This is a genomic window from uncultured Porticoccus sp., assembly GCF_963975625.1.
Taxonomy (GTDB): Bacteria; Pseudomonadota; Gammaproteobacteria; order Pseudomonadales; family Porticoccaceae; genus Porticoccus.
Map to the genome: position 1 here is coordinate 37,073 of NZ_CAXBHS010000003.1, position 16,066 is coordinate 53,138.

At 56.3% G+C, this 16,066-nt stretch carries 15 protein-coding genes; 14 read left to right on the top strand and 1 reads right to left on the bottom strand.

Going from position 1 to position 16,066, the window contains the following annotated elements; translation table 11 throughout:
- Positions 1–43: 43 nt before the first annotated feature.
- A complete protein-coding gene (acnB, locus tag AACZ64_RS04055) occupies positions 44–2,653 on the bottom strand; it encodes a bifunctional aconitate hydratase 2/2-methylisocitrate dehydratase (protein WP_339639718.1) in 2,610 nt (869 codons plus the stop codon).
- A 253-nt stretch (positions 2,654–2,906) separates the two neighbouring features.
- Here acnB and AACZ64_RS04060 point away from each other — a divergent pair, with 253 nt between their 5' ends.
- From AACZ64_RS04060 to ureG, 14 genes are all read left to right on the top strand, one after another.
- Positions 2,907–3,554: a glutathione S-transferase family protein gene (locus AACZ64_RS04060; RefSeq protein WP_293614614.1), complete on the top strand. Its 648-nt coding sequence runs from the start codon at positions 2,907–2,909 to the stop codon at positions 3,552–3,554.
- A 454-nt stretch (positions 3,555–4,008) separates the two neighbouring features.
- The gene (locus AACZ64_RS04065; RefSeq protein ID WP_293614615.1) at positions 4,009–5,184 is read left to right on the top strand and encodes a hypothetical protein; all 1,176 of its coding nucleotides are present in this window, start codon (positions 4,009–4,011) and stop codon (positions 5,182–5,184) included.
- A gap of 32 nt (positions 5,185–5,216) precedes the next feature.
- On the top strand, positions 5,217–6,500 hold the full coding sequence (gene urtA, locus AACZ64_RS04070; RefSeq protein ID WP_293614737.1) for an urea ABC transporter substrate-binding protein: 1,284 nt from the start codon (positions 5,217–5,219) through the stop codon (positions 6,498–6,500).
- A gap of 104 nt (positions 6,501–6,604) precedes the next feature.
- Positions 6,605–8,272, top strand: coding sequence for an urea ABC transporter permease subunit UrtB (gene urtB / locus AACZ64_RS04075; RefSeq protein ID WP_293614616.1), 1,668 nt, complete (start codon positions 6,605–6,607; stop codon positions 8,270–8,272).
- Positions 8,269–9,417, top strand: coding sequence for an urea ABC transporter permease subunit UrtC (urtC, locus tag AACZ64_RS04080; RefSeq protein ID WP_293614617.1), 1,149 nt, complete (start codon positions 8,269–8,271; stop codon positions 9,415–9,417). The genes urtB and urtC overlap by 4 nt, the downstream gene beginning before the upstream one ends.
- 26 nt (positions 9,418–9,443) lie before the next feature.
- Positions 9,444–10,247 carry an urea ABC transporter ATP-binding protein UrtD gene (gene urtD / locus AACZ64_RS04085; RefSeq protein WP_293614738.1) on the top strand — a complete coding sequence of 268 codons (804 nt, stop codon included), beginning with the start codon at positions 9,444–9,446 and terminating at the stop codon, positions 10,245–10,247.
- A 22-nt stretch (positions 10,248–10,269) separates the two neighbouring features.
- Positions 10,270–10,965 (top strand): urea ABC transporter ATP-binding subunit UrtE, encoded by a 696-nt coding sequence (gene urtE / locus AACZ64_RS04090; protein WP_293614618.1) that lies wholly within the window; start codon positions 10,270–10,272, stop codon positions 10,963–10,965.
- Positions 10,966–11,050: 85 nt separating this feature from the next.
- Complete coding sequence (locus AACZ64_RS04095) at positions 11,051–11,875, top strand: urease accessory protein UreD (protein WP_293614619.1); 825 nt, start codon at positions 11,051–11,053, stop codon at positions 11,873–11,875.
- A gap of 33 nt (positions 11,876–11,908) precedes the next feature.
- Positions 11,909–12,211 (top strand): urease subunit gamma, encoded by a 303-nt coding sequence (locus AACZ64_RS04100; protein ID WP_293614620.1) that lies wholly within the window; start codon positions 11,909–11,911, stop codon positions 12,209–12,211.
- Positions 12,212–12,239: 28 nt separating this feature from the next.
- Positions 12,240–12,563 carry an urease subunit beta gene (locus AACZ64_RS04105; protein WP_293614621.1) on the top strand — a complete coding sequence of 108 codons (324 nt, stop codon included), beginning with the start codon at positions 12,240–12,242 and terminating at the stop codon, positions 12,561–12,563.
- A 1-nt stretch (position 12,564) separates the two neighbouring features.
- A complete protein-coding gene (ureC, locus tag AACZ64_RS04110; RefSeq protein ID WP_339639719.1) occupies positions 12,565–14,268 on the top strand; it encodes an urease subunit alpha in 1,704 nt (567 codons plus the stop codon).
- Between the two features lie 10 nt (positions 14,269–14,278).
- Complete coding sequence (ureE, locus tag AACZ64_RS04115; RefSeq protein WP_293614623.1) at positions 14,279–14,719, top strand: urease accessory protein UreE; 441 nt, start codon at positions 14,279–14,281, stop codon at positions 14,717–14,719.
- Positions 14,700–15,386, top strand: coding sequence for an urease accessory UreF family protein (locus AACZ64_RS04120; protein ID WP_293614624.1), 687 nt, complete (start codon positions 14,700–14,702; stop codon positions 15,384–15,386). Before ureE ends, AACZ64_RS04120 begins: the two co-directional genes overlap by 20 nt.
- A gap of 21 nt (positions 15,387–15,407) precedes the next feature.
- Positions 15,408–16,052: an urease accessory protein UreG gene (gene ureG, locus AACZ64_RS04125; protein ID WP_293614625.1), complete on the top strand. Its 645-nt coding sequence runs from the start codon at positions 15,408–15,410 to the stop codon at positions 16,050–16,052.
- The last annotated feature ends 14 nt before the right edge of the window (positions 16,053–16,066 follow it).

Below are 16,066 nucleotides of genomic sequence, written 5' to 3' on the forward strand. Positions count from 1 at the left end.
AAAAAAACCCCGCAAAAGCGGGGTTTTTCAATAGCTTATATGATCAGGCTACATTGACGATTTGTTCTGCCGCAATCCGTTTGCCCTCGTCTGCCCCTTTCTGGAAGGAGGCGATCTGGTCAAAGTTCATGTAGCGGTAGATATCGCTGGACATGGAGTTGATCTTGTTCGCGTATTCCATGTATTCAGCCGTGGTGGGCAGGCGACCCAGAATACCACCCACAGAAGCCAGTTCGGCAGAAGTGAGGTAGACATTGGCCCCGTCACCCAGGCGATTGGGGAAGTTGCGAGTGGAAGTGGACAGTACGGTGACCCCTGCGTTGACCCGTGCCTGGTTGCCCATGCAAAGCGAACAACCGGGCATTTCTGTCCGTGCGCCGACCTTTTCATAGATCTCGTAGTAGCCTTCTTCCTTGAGGGTATGGGCGTCCATCCGGGTTGGCGGGCAGATCCAGAAGGTTGTGTTGATGCTGGGGGCTTCATTGAGCAACTTGCCCGCTGCCCTGAAGTGACCGATATTGGTCATACAGGAGCCGATAAAGATTTCGTCCACTTTGTCGCCCGCGACGTCAGACAACAGCCGCGCGTCGTCCGGATCGTTGGGGCAGCAGACAATGGGTTCCTTGATGTCGGCCAGATCGATTTCCAGTACGGCAGCGTACTCGGCATCGGCGTCGGCTTTCATCAGTGAGGGGTTGGCGAGCCAGTCTTCCATTTTGCCCACCCGGCGTTCCAGGGTACGCACATCGCCATAGCCTTCGGCGATCATCCAGCGCAACAGGGTGATGTTAGACTTCAGATATTCCGTCACAGAGGCTTCGCTGAGCTTGATGGTACAACCGGCTGCAGAGCGCTCGGCCGATGCATCCGACAATTCAAACGCCTGTTCCACGGTCAGTTTATCGAGACCCTCGATTTCCAGAATACGGCCGGAGAAGAAGTTCTTCTTACCTTTTTTCTCAACGGTTAGCAGGCCTTCCTTGATGCCGTAGTAGGGGATGGCATGTACCAGATCGCGCAGGGTGATACCCGGTTGCAGGTCACCCTTGAAGCGAACCAGTACCGATTCAGGCATATCCAGTGGCATCACACCAGTGGCGGCGGCAAACGCCACCAGACCGGAACCGCCGGGGAAAGAAATACCCATGGGGAAGCGGGTGTGGGAATCGCCGCCGGTGCCGACTGTGTCGGGCAGCAGCATGCGGTTCAGCCAGCTGTGGATAATACCGTCGCCCGGCCGCAGGGAAACACCGCCGCGGTTCATGATGAAATCGGGCAGGGTGTGTTGTGTCTCGACATCAATGGGTTTCGGGTAGGCGGCCGTGTGGCAGAAAGACTGCATCACCAGGTCGGCGGAGAAGCCGAGGCAGGCCAGATCCTTGAGCTCGTCCCGGGTCATCGGGCCAGTGGTGTCCTGTGAGCCCACGGTCGTCATTTTCGGTTCGCAATAGGTGCCGGGGCGGACGCCCTCGAGACCACAGGCCTTGCCGACCATTTTTTGCGCCAGGGTGTAGCCCTTGCCTGTGTCGGCCGGTTGCGCCGGCAGGCGGAACAGGTCGGAAGCGGGCAGCCCCAGATGTTCGCGGGCACGCTGGGTCAGGCCGCGGCCCACAATCAGGTTGATGCGGCCCTCGGCCTGTACTTCATCCAGAATCACACCGGATTTGAAGTGAAATTCGGACAATACGTCACCGGACTCGCTGAGAATCTTGCCGTCATAGGGACGGATTTCAATCACGTCGCCCATGTTGATATCGTCGACTGGTGCTTCAAAGACCAGGGCGCCGGCATCTTCCATGGTATTAAAGAAAATCGGGGCGACTTTGTTGCCGATACAGATGCCACCGGAACGTTTGTTTGGCACACCGGGGATATCGTCGCCGAAGAACCACAACACCGAGTTGGTTGCAGACTTGCGCGAGGAGCCGGTACCCACCACGTCGCCGACGAAGGCGACCGGCAGACCTTTGGATTTAATCTCCTCGATCTGTTTTATCGGGCCGATTTTGCCCGGCTCATCGGGCGTCAGACCGTCGCGGGTCATTTTATAGGCCGCCAGGGAATGCAGGGGAATGTCCGGACGAGACCAGGCATCGGGTGCAGGTGACAGGTCATCGGTATTGGTTTCGCCGGTCACCTTGAAAACAATGGCCTTGATACTTTCGGGGACAGCATCCTGTCGGGTAAACCACTCGGCATCGGCCCAGGACTGAAGCACGGCTTTGGCTTGGGCATTGCCGGCATCGGCTTTCTCGGCGACATCATGGAATGCGTCAAAAACCAGAATGGTACTTTTCAGCTGTTCCGCCGCATCGTTGGCGAGGTCGGCATCATCCAGCAATTCAACCAGCGTTTCGACGTTATAGCCGCCGTGCATATTGCCGAGTAATGTTACCGCAGCGGGGCGGTCAATCAGTGGGCAGGTGATCTCGCCTTTGGCTACTGCACTGAGGAAGCCGGCTTTGACGTAAGCCGCTTCATCCACACCGGGTGGAACGCGGTTGGCGATCAGGTCGAGCAGAAATTCTTCTTCCCCGGCGGGCGGGTTTTTCAGCAGTTCCACCAGATCGGCGGTCCACTCGGGTGTCAGGGGTTTGGGTGGGATTCCCTCGGCGGCACGTTCTGCCACATGTTGGCGATAAGCTTCAAGCACGGTTTGTGTCCTCTTTTTGTGTGAGTGTACCCAATCCGGGATCAACACCGGTTGGGCTATCGGTGACGGGTCACCGATGTGGGTATTCTGGCTGGGCGTACTGGCGTGCCCATAGGGGTCGCTATCTTACTACAGATCAAAATTCAGGGTAACTTGGCTCCAGTTGATAACGGTCATTCACCCAGTAAATTCTCTGTTACAATTTCCAGCATCACCATTAGGCCCGATGAGGGTTTCAGAACGGGTAACCGCCATGCTCAAATTATACGGATTTCATACCAGCCACTATTTCAATATGGTGAAACTGGCACTGTTGGAAAAAGGCTTCGAATTTGAGGAAGTCCACAGTTATCCCAGCCGGGAGCCCCTGTTCCTGACCATGAGTCCCATGGGCGAAGTGCCTTTTCTGGAAGCCCGGGAGGGCTACATCAGTAATGTCCCGGTGATTATGGAATTTCTCGAGGAAATTATTCCGGAGGTGCCACTGTTGCCGGAGGATGTTTTCGATCGGGCCAAGGTCAGGGAGTTAATGAGTATCCTGCTGCAGCATATTGAACAGCCGGTCAGCCGTCTGCTTGATCATGCCGACAGCGGAGGGACGCCGGATCAGGCACAGGTGGATCAGGTGGCGGTTGAGGTGGAGCAGGGCCTGGACGCATTGTCCCGACTGGCCAGGTTTGACCCTTACCTGTGTGGCGAAGACTTCAGTTATGCGGACGTCATTGCTTACCACTCTCTGGATCTGGTCAACAGCACCATGAAAAAGTTTGGCCCCTGGACAGTGATCGACGATATGGCCGGTCTGGCAGACTGGCGCAACACCGTCGCCACTCGACCGATCGTTCACCAGATGGACAATACACTGATCAGCGAACAGGACACTTTTTCAGCTGATTCCTGATCGACAGATTTTTAACCAACCAGAAAAACTCGTCATTCATGTGCTTCGTCAGCGCTGTATCGCCCGGAACTGACGGATACCTATTCTCAGGCGGCCAGGCCGATAATCTCTGCGACCAGCCGGTACGCTGTGTTCGATGTCTTTCTGAGTCCTCATAACACCTTCTTTGTGACACGATTGCCAGGTGATGCCTGACCGTTACGCCGTGACCTGATCCTGACGTCAGGCTGGGCATTCGTGATATTACCTTTCCAGATAATAAAATGCTTTGGGCACAGCGTAGCCTCCCATTTCTACTGTTCCTCTGTTCTCTACCAGATTCTGGCCGCCAGCCAATTGTGCAGTTACGTCAAATAACTTACTTGCATGGGGCATTGTGCGCATGGTGGCGCCTCGATCCCTCTCGAATAATGGGTATCGCAATCCATATCACTCATTGCTTAGGGGATTAACCATGAATACTTCTCATCTGTGGTCACTTAAAAGGCCGCGACAGGGGCTGATGAAAGGCGCTGCCGGTATGGCGATTCTGGGCCTTGCCTGCGCCGCTGCACCAGCATTTGCCGGGGCTAAAATGGAGTTGGACGATACACGCTGGATCAGTATCGGCGCCGGTATGCGCACCGAGTTCAAATCCGTTGAAGATGGCGCTGAAAATGGTAAGGACAACAGCAACGACTTTAGCGTGGCGAGCACCCGTATTTACGTGAGCGGTCAGCTCCATGAGTACATCAAGTTCACTTTCAATACCGAAAAACTCGATGACGAATCAGTGAAAGTGCTGGACGCTATTGCCCAGTTCGAGTTCTCCCCCGGCTTCAATGTCTGGATGGGTAAGATGCTGACGCCGGCGGACCGGATCGAGATGAATGGTCCTTACTACGCCCTGAGCTGGAACCAGTATACACAGCCATTGTATCCCTCGGATCAAGGTGGCGAAGCGGGTCGTCTGGGCCGCGATGAAGGTATCACCGTGTGGGGTACCCTCGGCAAGTTCCAGTATGCGGTGGGTGCATTCGACGGGCTGGAAGGCTATGGCAACCAGTCTGACAATCTGCTGTTTGCCGGCCGTTTTGCCTACAACTTCCTGAACATGGAATCCAACCCCGGTTATTACACCAGTTCCACCTACTATGGTGCACTGGGCAACATCCTTACCGCCGCCATATCTTTCCAGACCCAGTCCGATGGCACTGGCAGTGCCGAAGAGTCGGGCGACTTTAGGGGTTATACCTTCGACCTGCTCTCGGAAACCGTGCTTGATGGCGGCGGTGTGCTGACTTTTGAAGGTGAGTACAAAAAATTTGATGCCGATTACACCCTGGCTAGCCCCCCGGCGGTAGGCGACTGTTTCTGCCTGTTTGAAGGCGATTCTTCGTTCGGCACCCTGGCTTTTCTGTTCCCGAAGATGGTTGGTCCGGGCAAATTCCAGCCCTACGTGCGCTACGTGGAAAACAACCCGGATGATGGTGACAAGAGTGATTCAACTGAAGTCGGCCTGAACTACGTCATCTCCGGCCACAACATTCGATTCAATGCCAATTTCGTTACCGGTGACGCGAATATCAGCGGTTACGCCAGCGACGAGAATATCGATACCTTCACCTTCGGCGTACAGCTGCAGATCTGATTCGGCCACCTGAGGACAACGTAATGATGAACATGAAAAAACTGATTGTGGGCATTGCCCTGAGTGTTGGGGTTTCGACCCTGACTGCCACGGCCCTGGCGGCGGATACCATCAAGGTGGGTGTACTGCACTCCCTGTCCGGCACTATGGCCATTAGTGAAACCACCCTGAAAGACACCGTACTGATGATGATTGAAGAGCAGAACAAAAAAGGCGGCCTGCTCGGCAAGCAACTGGAAGCTGTGGTGGTTGACCCTGCCTCTAACTGGCCACTGTTCGCAGAAAAAACCAGCGAACTGTTGACCCAAGATAAAGTGGACGTCATTTTCGGTTGCTGGACCTCGGTATCGCGAAAGTCGGTACTGCCGGTCATCGAGAAGGAAAATGGTCTGCTGTTCTACCCGGTACAGTATGAGGGTGAAGAGTCATCCAAAAATGTGTTCTACACCGGAGCTGCTCCCAATCAACAGGCGATTCCAGCAGTGGATTACCTGATGAATGATCTGGGCGTGAAGCGCTGGGTACTGGCCGGTACCGATTATGTCTACCCCCGCACCACCAACAAGATCCTCGAAGCGTACCTGAAAGCCAAGGGCGTGGCAGCGGAAGACATCATGATCAACTACACGCCGTTCGGCCATTCTGACTGGCAGAGCATTGTCTCCGAGGTGAAGAAATTTGGCAGTACTGGCAAGAAAGCCGCGGTTGTTTCCACCATCAACGGTGATGCCAACGTCCCGTTCTACAAGGAGCTGGCTAACCAGGGTATTTCCGCCGAGGACACCCCAGTTGTCGCATTCTCTGTGGGTGAAGAAGAACTGTCAGGTATCGACACTGCGCCGCTGGTGGGGCACCTGGCTGCCTGGAACTACTTCCAGAGTGTGGAAAGCGATGCCAACGAAGCCTTTATTGCCCAGTGGAAAGCCTTCACCAAAAACCCCAAGCGCGTCACCAATGATCCGATGGAGGCGACCTACATCGGCTTCAACATGTGGAGCAAAGCGGTTGAAAAGGCCGGTACCACCGATGTCGATGCCGTTGAGCAGGCGATGATCGGTATCACGGCTCCCAACCTGACCGGCGGCATGGCGGTGATGAACAAGAATCACCACCTCTCCAAGCCGGTGTTGATTGGCGAAATCCAGGATGACGGCCAGTTTGAGGTGGTCTGGGAAACGGACGGTCTGGTACCCGGCGATGCCTGGTCCGACTTCCTGCCCGGCTCCAAAGACATCATTTCCGACTGGACGGCGCCGATTAAATGCGGCAACTACAACACGTTGACCAAGAGCTGTTCTGGTCAAAACTACGAGTAACTTCGAGGGCTCCCGGTTGTCACCCGACAGACAGCCGGGGGAACCCCCGCTCAACTGGCATACAACGTTCGACATGAAATCAACTCTCAAAGGGGAAAGCGCTCGTGAGGCAAGAACAGATTCTGCAATGGTTGCTGGCAGTGATTTTAAGCTTGTTGGCTTTCCTTGTGTCTATCAACGTCTACGCCGATGAAGTCGCCGAAACACCATCTGCACCATCTGCGGTTCAGAAAACCTCTTTGGAAGCACTGCTGACTGAGTTGACAAAGGTGAGTTTGAGTAAGGCGCCAGAAGTGTTGGATAAAATAGAAGACATTTCCGGCAAGGAAATCCTCCCTCTGTTCGACGCGATGTTGGGGGGTGACCTCTATTACCAACTGGATTCCCAGCGTGTGCTGATCGTCACGAAAATGGCCAAGGGCAGTCTACGGGGTAGCGACCCTCTGAGCGGCGAATGGTTGGATAGCCTCGATAAGAAAACTATTAAGAAAATACGTGTTAATAACAGCTTGCGTAGCCACCTGCGGGAAGCCATGGCCCGTATTAATCTGAAAACCGGTACGGTGGAGGAGCGTCGGACTGCTGTGCTGAGCATGCTGGATGACCTCAGTCCGCACAATATAGTGCTGTTAAAGGACGCCCGGCAGAGTGAGAAAAATGCAGACGTGCTGAAGATGATTGAGCTGGCTCTGGCCATGGATGTGGTGGGGCACTCCGCCAATAGCGCCGAGCGATTGCTGGCCATGGAAACCCTCTCCGGTCGGTTGGAGCCGCCTGTTCGCAACCTCCTCAAGGGCGTGGTGGATAACGATGCTGAAGGTGACCGCAAGGTGCGTGCCACAGCTGCAAAGGCATTGGGCACCATCAATGAGAAGCGCGAATTTTACGGCTTTGTGGAGCAATTGTTTTTCGGTCTCAGTCTCGGCTCGGTACTGTTGTTGGCGGCTATTGGGCTGGCCATTACTTTCGGGGTGATGGGGGTGATCAATATGGCCCACGGCGAGATGATCATGCTCGGTGCCTACACCACCTACGTGGTGCAATTGCTGATGCCCAACTTGATTGACTATTCACTGTGGGTGGCGATTCCCGCTGCCTTTCTGGTATCCGGTGCGGTGGGGGTGCTGATCGAGCGAACCGTGATTCGTCATTTGCACGGCCGTCCGCTGGAAAGCCTATTGGCCACTTTCGGGATCAGCCTGATTCTGCAACAGGCGGTACGGACTATTTTTTCTCCGCTAAACCGGCAGGTGTCGACACCAGAATGGATGAGCGGTTCTCTGGAGATCAATCCCGTGTTTTCGATTACCTACAACCGTTTGTACATTTTGCTGTTTGCGCTGCTGGTATTTTTTGTTCTCCAGTTGATTCTTAAAAAAACCTCCCTGGGTCTGAATGTTCGAGCGGTATCGCAAAATCGCGATATGGCCAAGTGCATGGGTATCCGCACCGAGTGGGTGGATGCCATGACCTTTGGGCTTGGTTCCGGTATCGCCGGTGTAGCCGGAGTGGCCCTCAGCCAGCTCACCAATGTGGGACCGAATCTGGGTCAGTCCTACATCATCGACTCTTTCATGGTGGTGGTGTTTGGCGGGGTAGGCAATTTGCTCGGCACTCTGGTGGGCGGCTTCACCCTGGGTATTGCCAACAAGTTTCTGGAACCCGTCACTGGCGCCGTGTTGGCCAATGTGGTGGTGTTGGTATTTATTATCCTGTTTATCCAGAAGCGACCTAAAGGGTTGTTTCCGCAAAAGGGGAGGGCTGCAGAATGAATTCATTGAGCGAAGCCCTTGGCAAATGGCGTCTGCCTGCCAATACCACGATGGTGTTTGTGGTGGTGCTGTTCACAGTGACGCTATTGGCAGCATTCGCAAACCAGATATTTTCCCCGGAGTCTGTATTCCATGTGAGTACCTATACCATCACCCTGTTGGGTAAATACCTCTGCTACGCCATGTTGGCGCTGGCGGTGGACGTGGTCTGGGGCTACTGCGGCATCCTCAGCCTGGGCCACGGCGCCTTTTTTGCCTTGGGTGGTTACGGCATGGGCATGTACCTGATGCGTCAGATTGGCGACCGGGGTGTCTACGGCAACCCCGAACTGCCGGATTTCATGGTGTTCCTCAACTGGCAGGAATTGCCCTGGTACTGGCTCGGCATAGATCATTTCTGGTTCGCCATGTTGATGGCATTGCTGGTGCCCGGCCTGCTGGCATTTCTGTTCGGCTGGCTGGCGTTTCGTTCGCGGGTCACCGGGGTGTACCTGTCGATTATGACCCAGGCACTGACCTATGCACTGATGCTGGCCTTCTTCCGCAACGAGATGGGCTTTGGGGGCAATAACGGCCTAACGGATTTTAAGGATCTTCTAGGTTTTGATTTGCAGGCGGACAGCACCCGGGTGGCACTGTTTGTCATCACGGCCATTTTGCTGGCCATCGCCTATCTGTTGAGTCGTTTCATTATGGATTCTCGAATGGGACGAGTGGTGGTGGCGATTCGCGATGCAGAATCGAGGGCGCGGTTCCTCGGCTATCGCACGGAAATGTACAAAGTCTGGCTATTTGTCTACTCCGCAGTGCTGGCAGCAGTGGCGGGCGCGCTCTATGTGCCCCAGGTGGGCATTATCAATCCCGGCGAGTTCTCACCACTCAACTCCATTGAGGTGGTGGTTTGGGTGGCGGTAGGGGGGCGCGGCACACTCTACGGTGCCGTGGTGGGCGCGCTGTTGGTGAATTACACCAAGACGCGCTTCACCGCCATCATTCCAGAGGGCTGGTTGTTCGGACTCGGTGCGTTGTTCGTGTGGGTAACATTGTTCCTGCCGAAAGGCCTGGCCGGGCTTCTGGATCGCTGGCAACAGAAAAAAATGGCAACGGATACCGATGATGGCGACAAAGTCGAGGTGAGAACATGAGCCTGCTCAGTGCAACCCGGAATTTGATGAAGCCCGATGAAGTATGGCCGTTTCTGGCACAGCGCAGAGGGCCGGTCGATGTGTCCCATCAGGTGATCCTGTATGTGGAGGGACTGAGTGTCACCTTTGATGGCTTCAAGGCGCTCAACAACCTCAACCTCTATGTCAACGATGGTGAATTGCGCTGCCTGATTGGCGCCAATGGTGCAGGCAAAACCACATTGATGGATGTGATCACCGGTAAAACCCGCTGCGATGCCGGTACCCTGTATTTTGGTCAGAAAATTGACCTGCTGGAGAAATCCGAAGCCGAGATCGCCAGGCTCGGTATTGGTCGTAAATTCCAGAAGCCCACTGTGTTTGAGGCACATTCAGTGTTTCACAATCTAGAGCTGTCCCTGAAAACCCAGAAAGGTGTTTGGCCTGCCTTGATTGCCACCCTGACGTCGGAGCAGCGGGACTGGATAGACGAGGTTATCAATATTATTGGCCTCAATTTCCACCGCGGTATGCCGGCGGGCGCACTGTCCCACGGTCAGAAGCAGTGGCTGGAAATCGGCATGCTGCTGGTATCTCAGCCGCGCCTGATGCTGATCGATGAGCCGGTGGCGGGTATGACGGCGCAGGAGACGGAGCACACTGCGGAGCTGCTGACCTCTCTGGCGGGGGAGCGCACGGTGATTGTGGTGGAGCACGATATGGAATTTGTTCGCAGTATCGCTCGCACGGTAACAGTGTTGCACCAGGGATCAGTACTGGCTGAGGGCACCATGGATCAGGTGCAGGATCACCCCGATGTTATCGAGGTTTATCTGGGTAAGGAAATCTGAGTCCCATGGCGGAGCACAACCTATGATTGCCATTGAGAAAGTGAACCAAAAATACGGCGGTACCCAGATCCTTTGGGAGCTGGATATGCAGATTGCCGAAGGATCTTGCACCTGCATCATGGGCCGCAACGGTGTTGGCAAAACCACCCTGTTGAAGTGCCTGATGGGGCTGTTACCCATCAGCAGTGGGGATATTCGCTATCGGGGGCAGGCCATACAGGGTCAGCCCGCGGAAAGTCGGGCACATCTGGGGGTTGGTTATGTGCCCCAGGGCCGGGATATTTTTCCGCTGCTGACGGTTGAGGAAAACCTGCTCACCGGGTTGCCCTGTCGCAAGGATCGCAGCAAGAAAATTCCCGACAAGGTCTTCGAGCTGTTCCCCGTGTTGGCGGACATGCTACACCGTCGCGGCGGCGACCTGTCCGGCGGCCAGCAACAACAACTGGCCATTGGAAGGGCACTGGTGATTGAGCCGAAACTGCTGATTCTCGATGAGCCCAATGAGGGCATCCAGCCCAACATCGTCAAACAGATTGGCGATGTGATCCTGAAGTTGAATGAAGAGGAGGGCCTGACGGTGGTACTGGTGGAACAGAAACTGGCTTTTGCGCGCCGGGTCGGCAAGGAGTTCCGGTTGATGGAAAAGGGCCGGGTGGTTGCGGCGGGTGCCATGGATGGACTGAGCAACCAGTTGATCAATCAACACCTGGCTGTTTGAGACGGACCGTTTTGTCATGAATGCGTTGGTCATACCAATCAGTTCCCTCCGGGAAAATACCCCTGACAGCCGATGGCACGCCCGGTTGGAATTACGTATTAGTTGTACGTCCCGAGGTTCGCGCCTGAGCCGCTGTCGCCATCGTGGCCCCCTCTACGTGCAGAAGCCTTTTTATCCGGAGGGGCCGGATCTCGCGCATATTTATTTGCTGCATCCACCGGGCGGCCTGGTATCCGGAGATCTTCTGCAACTGGATGCCACCGTGGAGGCCGGGGCCAAGGCGCTGTTTACCACCCCGGGCGCTGGACGGGTTTACCGGGCCCGCTTTGATCGTACCCTGCAGCAACAGTGCAACCATCTGGTGGTGGCGGATGGTGCCAGCCTGGAGTGGTTGCCATTGGAAAATATTGTCTATCGGGGCGCCAATGCATGCCTGGAAACCCGGGTGGAGCTTGGGGAAAACAGCCACTTTATGGGCTGGGAGGTGACATCTCTGGGGTTGCCCGCCAGTGGGGTCGATTTTGATCGCGGCCAGTTACAGCAGCGACTGATCATTTCCCGAGAAGGTCGGCCACTGCTGATAGAAGCGCTGCAGCTGTCGGAGGACAGCCCGGCATTGTATGGCAGCCGGGCAGGTATGCAGGGACTACCCATTAATGGCATTTTTGTGGCGGGGCCTTTTGACGAACGGACCCTGGATGACCTGTTGCTGGCCCAGTGTCGCGAGGTTCTGGCTGAACCGAAAAATGCTTGTTTGGTGGGTGTCAGTGTGGTCGGCGGTTTTTTACTGGCCCGCTACCTGGGCTCGAATTCTGAACAGGCCCGCCGGCTGTTCGTTGCCCTTTGGCAGCGATTGCGCCCGCACTTGATTGGTCGACCTGGCTGTGCGCCACGGATCTGGTCCACCTGATGTTGCATAAATCTGATTTTTAACGAGACGCTTATGGAGCTGTTACCCCGTGAAAAAGACAAATTACTGGTGTTCACCGCCGCATTGCTGGCCGAGCGCCGGCTGGCCCGCGGCCTGAAACTGAACTACCCGGAAGCGGTGGCGCTGATCACCATGGAGATTATGGAGGGCGCCCGCGACGGCAGAACGGTCGCCGAGCTGATGAGCCATGGCCGCGAAATTCTCAACGCCGAACAGGTGATGGACGGTGTGGCAGAGCTGATTGACGAGGTGCAGGTGGAGGCGACGTTTCCCGATGGCACCAAGCTCGTCACCGTGCACAACCCCATCGGCTGATGAAAGCTATTTTGCTCAGGAGAACAGCATGATCCCCGGAGAAATTCAGGTTGCCGCTGGCGATATTCTGCTTAATGAGGGCCGGGTAACTCTCAGCCTTAGTGTGGAAAATACCGGCGATCGCCCGGTGCAGGTGGGTTCCCATTACCACTTTGCCGAGACCAACCCGGCGTTGAAGTTCGACCGTCCCAGGGCGCGCGGTTTTCACCTCAATATTGCCTCGGGCACCGCGGTGCGCTTCGAACCGGGGCAGTCCCGGGAGGTGGAGTTGGTGGCCTATGCAGGTAAACGCGAGGTGTACGGTTTCCGTGGTGAGGTGATGGGGCCTCTCGATGGTGGTGGGGAGCAGTGATATGAGTCGCATGGATCGGCAGGGTTATGCACAGATGTTCGGTCCCACCACCGGTGACCGGGTACGGCTCGGCGACACCGAGTTGTGGATCGAAGTGGAAAAGGATTACACCTGTTATGGCGACGAGGTGAAATTCGGTGGCGGCAAGGTAATTCGGGACGGTATGGGGCAGAGCCAGCTAACCAGTGCCGATACGGTGGATCTGGTGATTACCAATGCCCTGATCCTCGACCACTGGGGCATCGTCAAGGCGGATGTGGGCATCAAGGAAGGCCGTATCGCCGCTATTGGCAAGGCCGGTAACCCGGATATCCAGCAAGGGGTGGAGATAGTCATCGGACCCGGCACCGAGGTGATTGCCGGCGAGGGCTCTATCCTCACGGCGGGGGGCATCGACGCGCACATTCACTTTATCTGCCCGCAGCAGATCGAAGAGGCACTGATGTCCGGCATCACCACCATGATCGGTGGTGGCACCGGCCCCGCCACCGGCACCAATGCCACTACCTGCACACCTGGTCCCTGGTATATCGGCAAAATGCTGCAGGCCACCGATGCCATGCCCATGAATCTGGGTTTCCTCGGCAAGGGCAATGCCAGCCGTCCTGAATCCCTGGAGGAGCAGCTGGTAGCCGGTGCCTGCGGCCTGAAACTGCATGAGGACTGGGGCACCACGCCCGCGTCCATCGACACCTGCCTTGGCGTGGCGGAGCGATACGATGTACAGGTGGCGATTCACACCGACACGCTGAATGAGTCCGGTTTTGTCGACGATACCCTGGCAGCGTTCAAGGGACGCACCATTCATACCTACCACACCGAAGGGGCAGGAGGCGGCCATGCACCGGATATCATCAAGGCCTGTGCACTGTCCAATGTGCTGCCGTCCTCGACCAACCCGACCCGGCCGTACACGGCGAATACGGTGGATGAGCACCTGGATATGCTGATGGTCTGCCATCACCTGGATGCCAGTATCCCGGAGGATGTGGCCTTTGCCGACTCCCGTATTCGCAAGGAGACCATTGCCGCCGAGGATATCCTCCACGATCTCGGTGCATTCAGCATGATCTCCTCCGACTCCCAGGCCATGGGGCGGGTGGGGGAGGTGATCACCCGCACCTGGCAGACGGCCCACAAGATGAAAGTGCAGCGCGGTTCGTTGCCGCAGGACGCCGCTGGCGCCGACAATTACCGCGTCAAACGCTATATCGCCAAATACAGCATTAACCCTGCAATCGCCCACGGTATTGCCCATGAAGTGGGTTCTATCGAGGTGGGCAAGCTGGCGGACCTGGTGCTGTGGAAGCCGGCTTTTTTTGGCATCAAACCGGCCCTGATCATCAAGGGCGGGATGATTGCCGCGGCTCCCATGGGCGATCCCAATGCCTCCATCCCGACCCCCCAGCCGGTGCATTACCGCCCGATGTTTGGCAGCTTTGGCCAGGCCCCGGCCCGCACCGCTGTGACCTTTACCAGTCAGGCGGCCCTCGATGCCGGTGTCGCCGAATCTCTGGGGTTAAAGCGCCGTCTGGTCGCGTGCCGGAATACCCGCAACATCGGTAAAGGCGATATGGTGTTGAACGACTGGCAGCCGAACATCACCGTGGATCCACAAACCTACGAAGTGCGGGCGAATGGCGAATTATTGACCTGCGAGCCGGCCACCGAATTGCCACTGGCCCAGCGTTATTGTCTGTTTTAAGAGGTAACTGATGGATATCTATGAGCGACTTGGCGTCGATAGTGAACAAATAACGGAAGCTGAAGTGGTTTTGACGCAGGAGCAGCGGGACAAGGGCCGCTTGCGTACCACCGCCAGCAATGGCCGGGAAGTGCGCATCTTCCTGGAGCGCGGCAAGCCCCTCCAGGTTGGCGAGTTACTGCTCAGTCAGTGCGGCACTTACCTGAGGGTGGCGGGGGCCGAGGAACCGGTGACCACCGCCCGCTGTGATGACTGGTTTATCTTCAGTCGGGCCTGTTATCACCTGGGCAATCGTCATGTGAAATTACAGATCGGTGATCGCTGGTTGCGTATACCCCCGGATCATGTGCTGGAGGAAATGCTGGTGATGATGGGATTGACCCTGACGCACGAAATGGCGGTATTTGTGCCGGAATCCGGAGCTTACACCCATGGCCATCACCACCACTGAAGCCGGGTTGCTGCGGCTGCTGCAATTGAGCAGTGCCAGCCTGCCGGTGGGAGGCTACTCGTTTTCACAGGGGCTGGAAACGGCCATAGAGTATCAGTGGCTGAGCAGTGCCGACGAGGTTGGTCATTGGCTGTCCATGCAACTGCAATATTCTCTGGCCCGTGTGGATCTGCCGTTGCTGTTGCGCCTCATGGCGGCATTGATGGCTCGTGACACTGAGGCTCTGGCGTATTGGAACAGCACTGTGCTGGCCTGCCGGGAAAGCCGCGAATTGTTACTGACGGATACTGCCATGGGGGAGGCGCTGCTGCGCTTGCTGCGTCAACTTGAGGTGCCGGTCAGCTGGCCGGTTGATCTTCAGGTTCCGCAGGCCAGCTTTGTGACGGCTTTTGCCCTGGCCAGCCATGCCTGGCAGATAGCGCCTGATAGTGCCTGCCTGGGATTGTGCTGGTCCTGGCTGGAAAATCAGGTGGCGGCGGCCACCAAACTAGTGCCGTTGGGGCAGAGTCAGGCCCAGCGGCTGCTCGGCGAGTTACAGCAACAGGTCCCTGAAGCGATCAATTTGGCAAAAATCTTACACGACCATGAGTTGGGTGGCAGCCTGCCCGCGCTGGCCATTGCCAGCAGTTGGCACGAAACCCAGTACAGTCGTTTATTCCGATCCTGAGATCAGAGAGGAGATATCAATATGACAGTAAAACAAACCCTGCGCGTGGGTGTCGGCGGTCCGGTGGGCTCCGGCAAGACTGCACTACTGCGCTCTCTCTGTGTGGCGCTGCGCGATCACTACGATATCGCCGTGGTTACCAATGATATCTATACTCGCGAGGACGCAGATTTCCTCACGCGCCACGAAGCACTCAGTGCTGACCGAATCGTCGGGGTAGAAACCGGCGGTTGCCCCCACACCGCCATTCGCGAAGATGCTTCCATGAATCTGGCGGCCATTGACCAATTGCTGGCCCGCCATGGCGCCCTGGATGTGATTTTTGTCGAAAGCGGTGGCGATAACCTCAGCGCTACCTTCAGCCCGGAGTTGTCGGACCTGACCCTCTACGTGATCGACGTCTCTGCCGGTGACAAGATTCCCCGCAAGGGAGGGCCTGGGATAACCCGTTCCGACCTGCTGATCATCAACAAGACCGACCTGGCCCCATTAGTCGGTGCCTCCCTGGCGGTGATGGATCGGGATGCCCGCACCATGCGCGGTGACAAGCCCTTTGTGTTTACCAACCTGAAGACCGTTGAGGGGCTGGGTGATGTGATCGATTTCATCGTCCGGGAAGGGATGCTGGCCGAAAAAAGCCTGCCCCGTGCCCAAGCGGTTATTTAATTTTCACAGAGAGA

What these genes read in the sequence shown, in the direction of transcription:
- AACZ64_RS04120 (WP_293614624.1), top strand. Translation starts at nt 14,700, where the DNA reads ATGGCCATCACCACCACTGAAGCCGGGTTGCTGCGGCTGCTGCAATTG.
- ureC (WP_339639719.1), top strand. Translation starts at nt 12,565, where the DNA reads ATGAGTCGCATGGATCGGCAGGGTTATGCACAGATGTTCGGTCCCACC.
- AACZ64_RS04060 (WP_293614614.1), top strand. Translation starts at nt 2,907, where the DNA reads ATGCTCAAATTATACGGATTTCATACCAGCCACTATTTCAATATGGTG.
- ureE (WP_293614623.1), top strand. Translation starts at nt 14,279, where the DNA reads ATGGATATCTATGAGCGACTTGGCGTCGATAGTGAACAAATAACGGAA.
- urtE (WP_293614618.1), top strand. Translation starts at nt 10,270, where the DNA reads ATGATTGCCATTGAGAAAGTGAACCAAAAATACGGCGGTACCCAGATC.
- urtA (WP_293614737.1), top strand. Translation starts at nt 5,217, where the DNA reads ATGAAAAAACTGATTGTGGGCATTGCCCTGAGTGTTGGGGTTTCGACC.
- AACZ64_RS04100 (WP_293614620.1), top strand. Translation starts at nt 11,909, where the DNA reads ATGGAGCTGTTACCCCGTGAAAAAGACAAATTACTGGTGTTCACCGCC.
- AACZ64_RS04105 (WP_293614621.1), top strand. Translation starts at nt 12,240, where the DNA reads ATGATCCCCGGAGAAATTCAGGTTGCCGCTGGCGATATTCTGCTTAAT.
- urtD (WP_293614738.1), top strand. Translation starts at nt 9,444, where the DNA reads ATGAAGCCCGATGAAGTATGGCCGTTTCTGGCACAGCGCAGAGGGCCG.
- AACZ64_RS04065 (WP_293614615.1), top strand. Translation starts at nt 4,009, where the DNA reads ATGAATACTTCTCATCTGTGGTCACTTAAAAGGCCGCGACAGGGGCTG.
- urtC (WP_293614617.1), top strand. Translation starts at nt 8,269, where the DNA reads ATGAATTCATTGAGCGAAGCCCTTGGCAAATGGCGTCTGCCTGCCAAT.
- ureG (WP_293614625.1), top strand. Translation starts at nt 15,408, where the DNA reads ATGACAGTAAAACAAACCCTGCGCGTGGGTGTCGGCGGTCCGGTGGGC.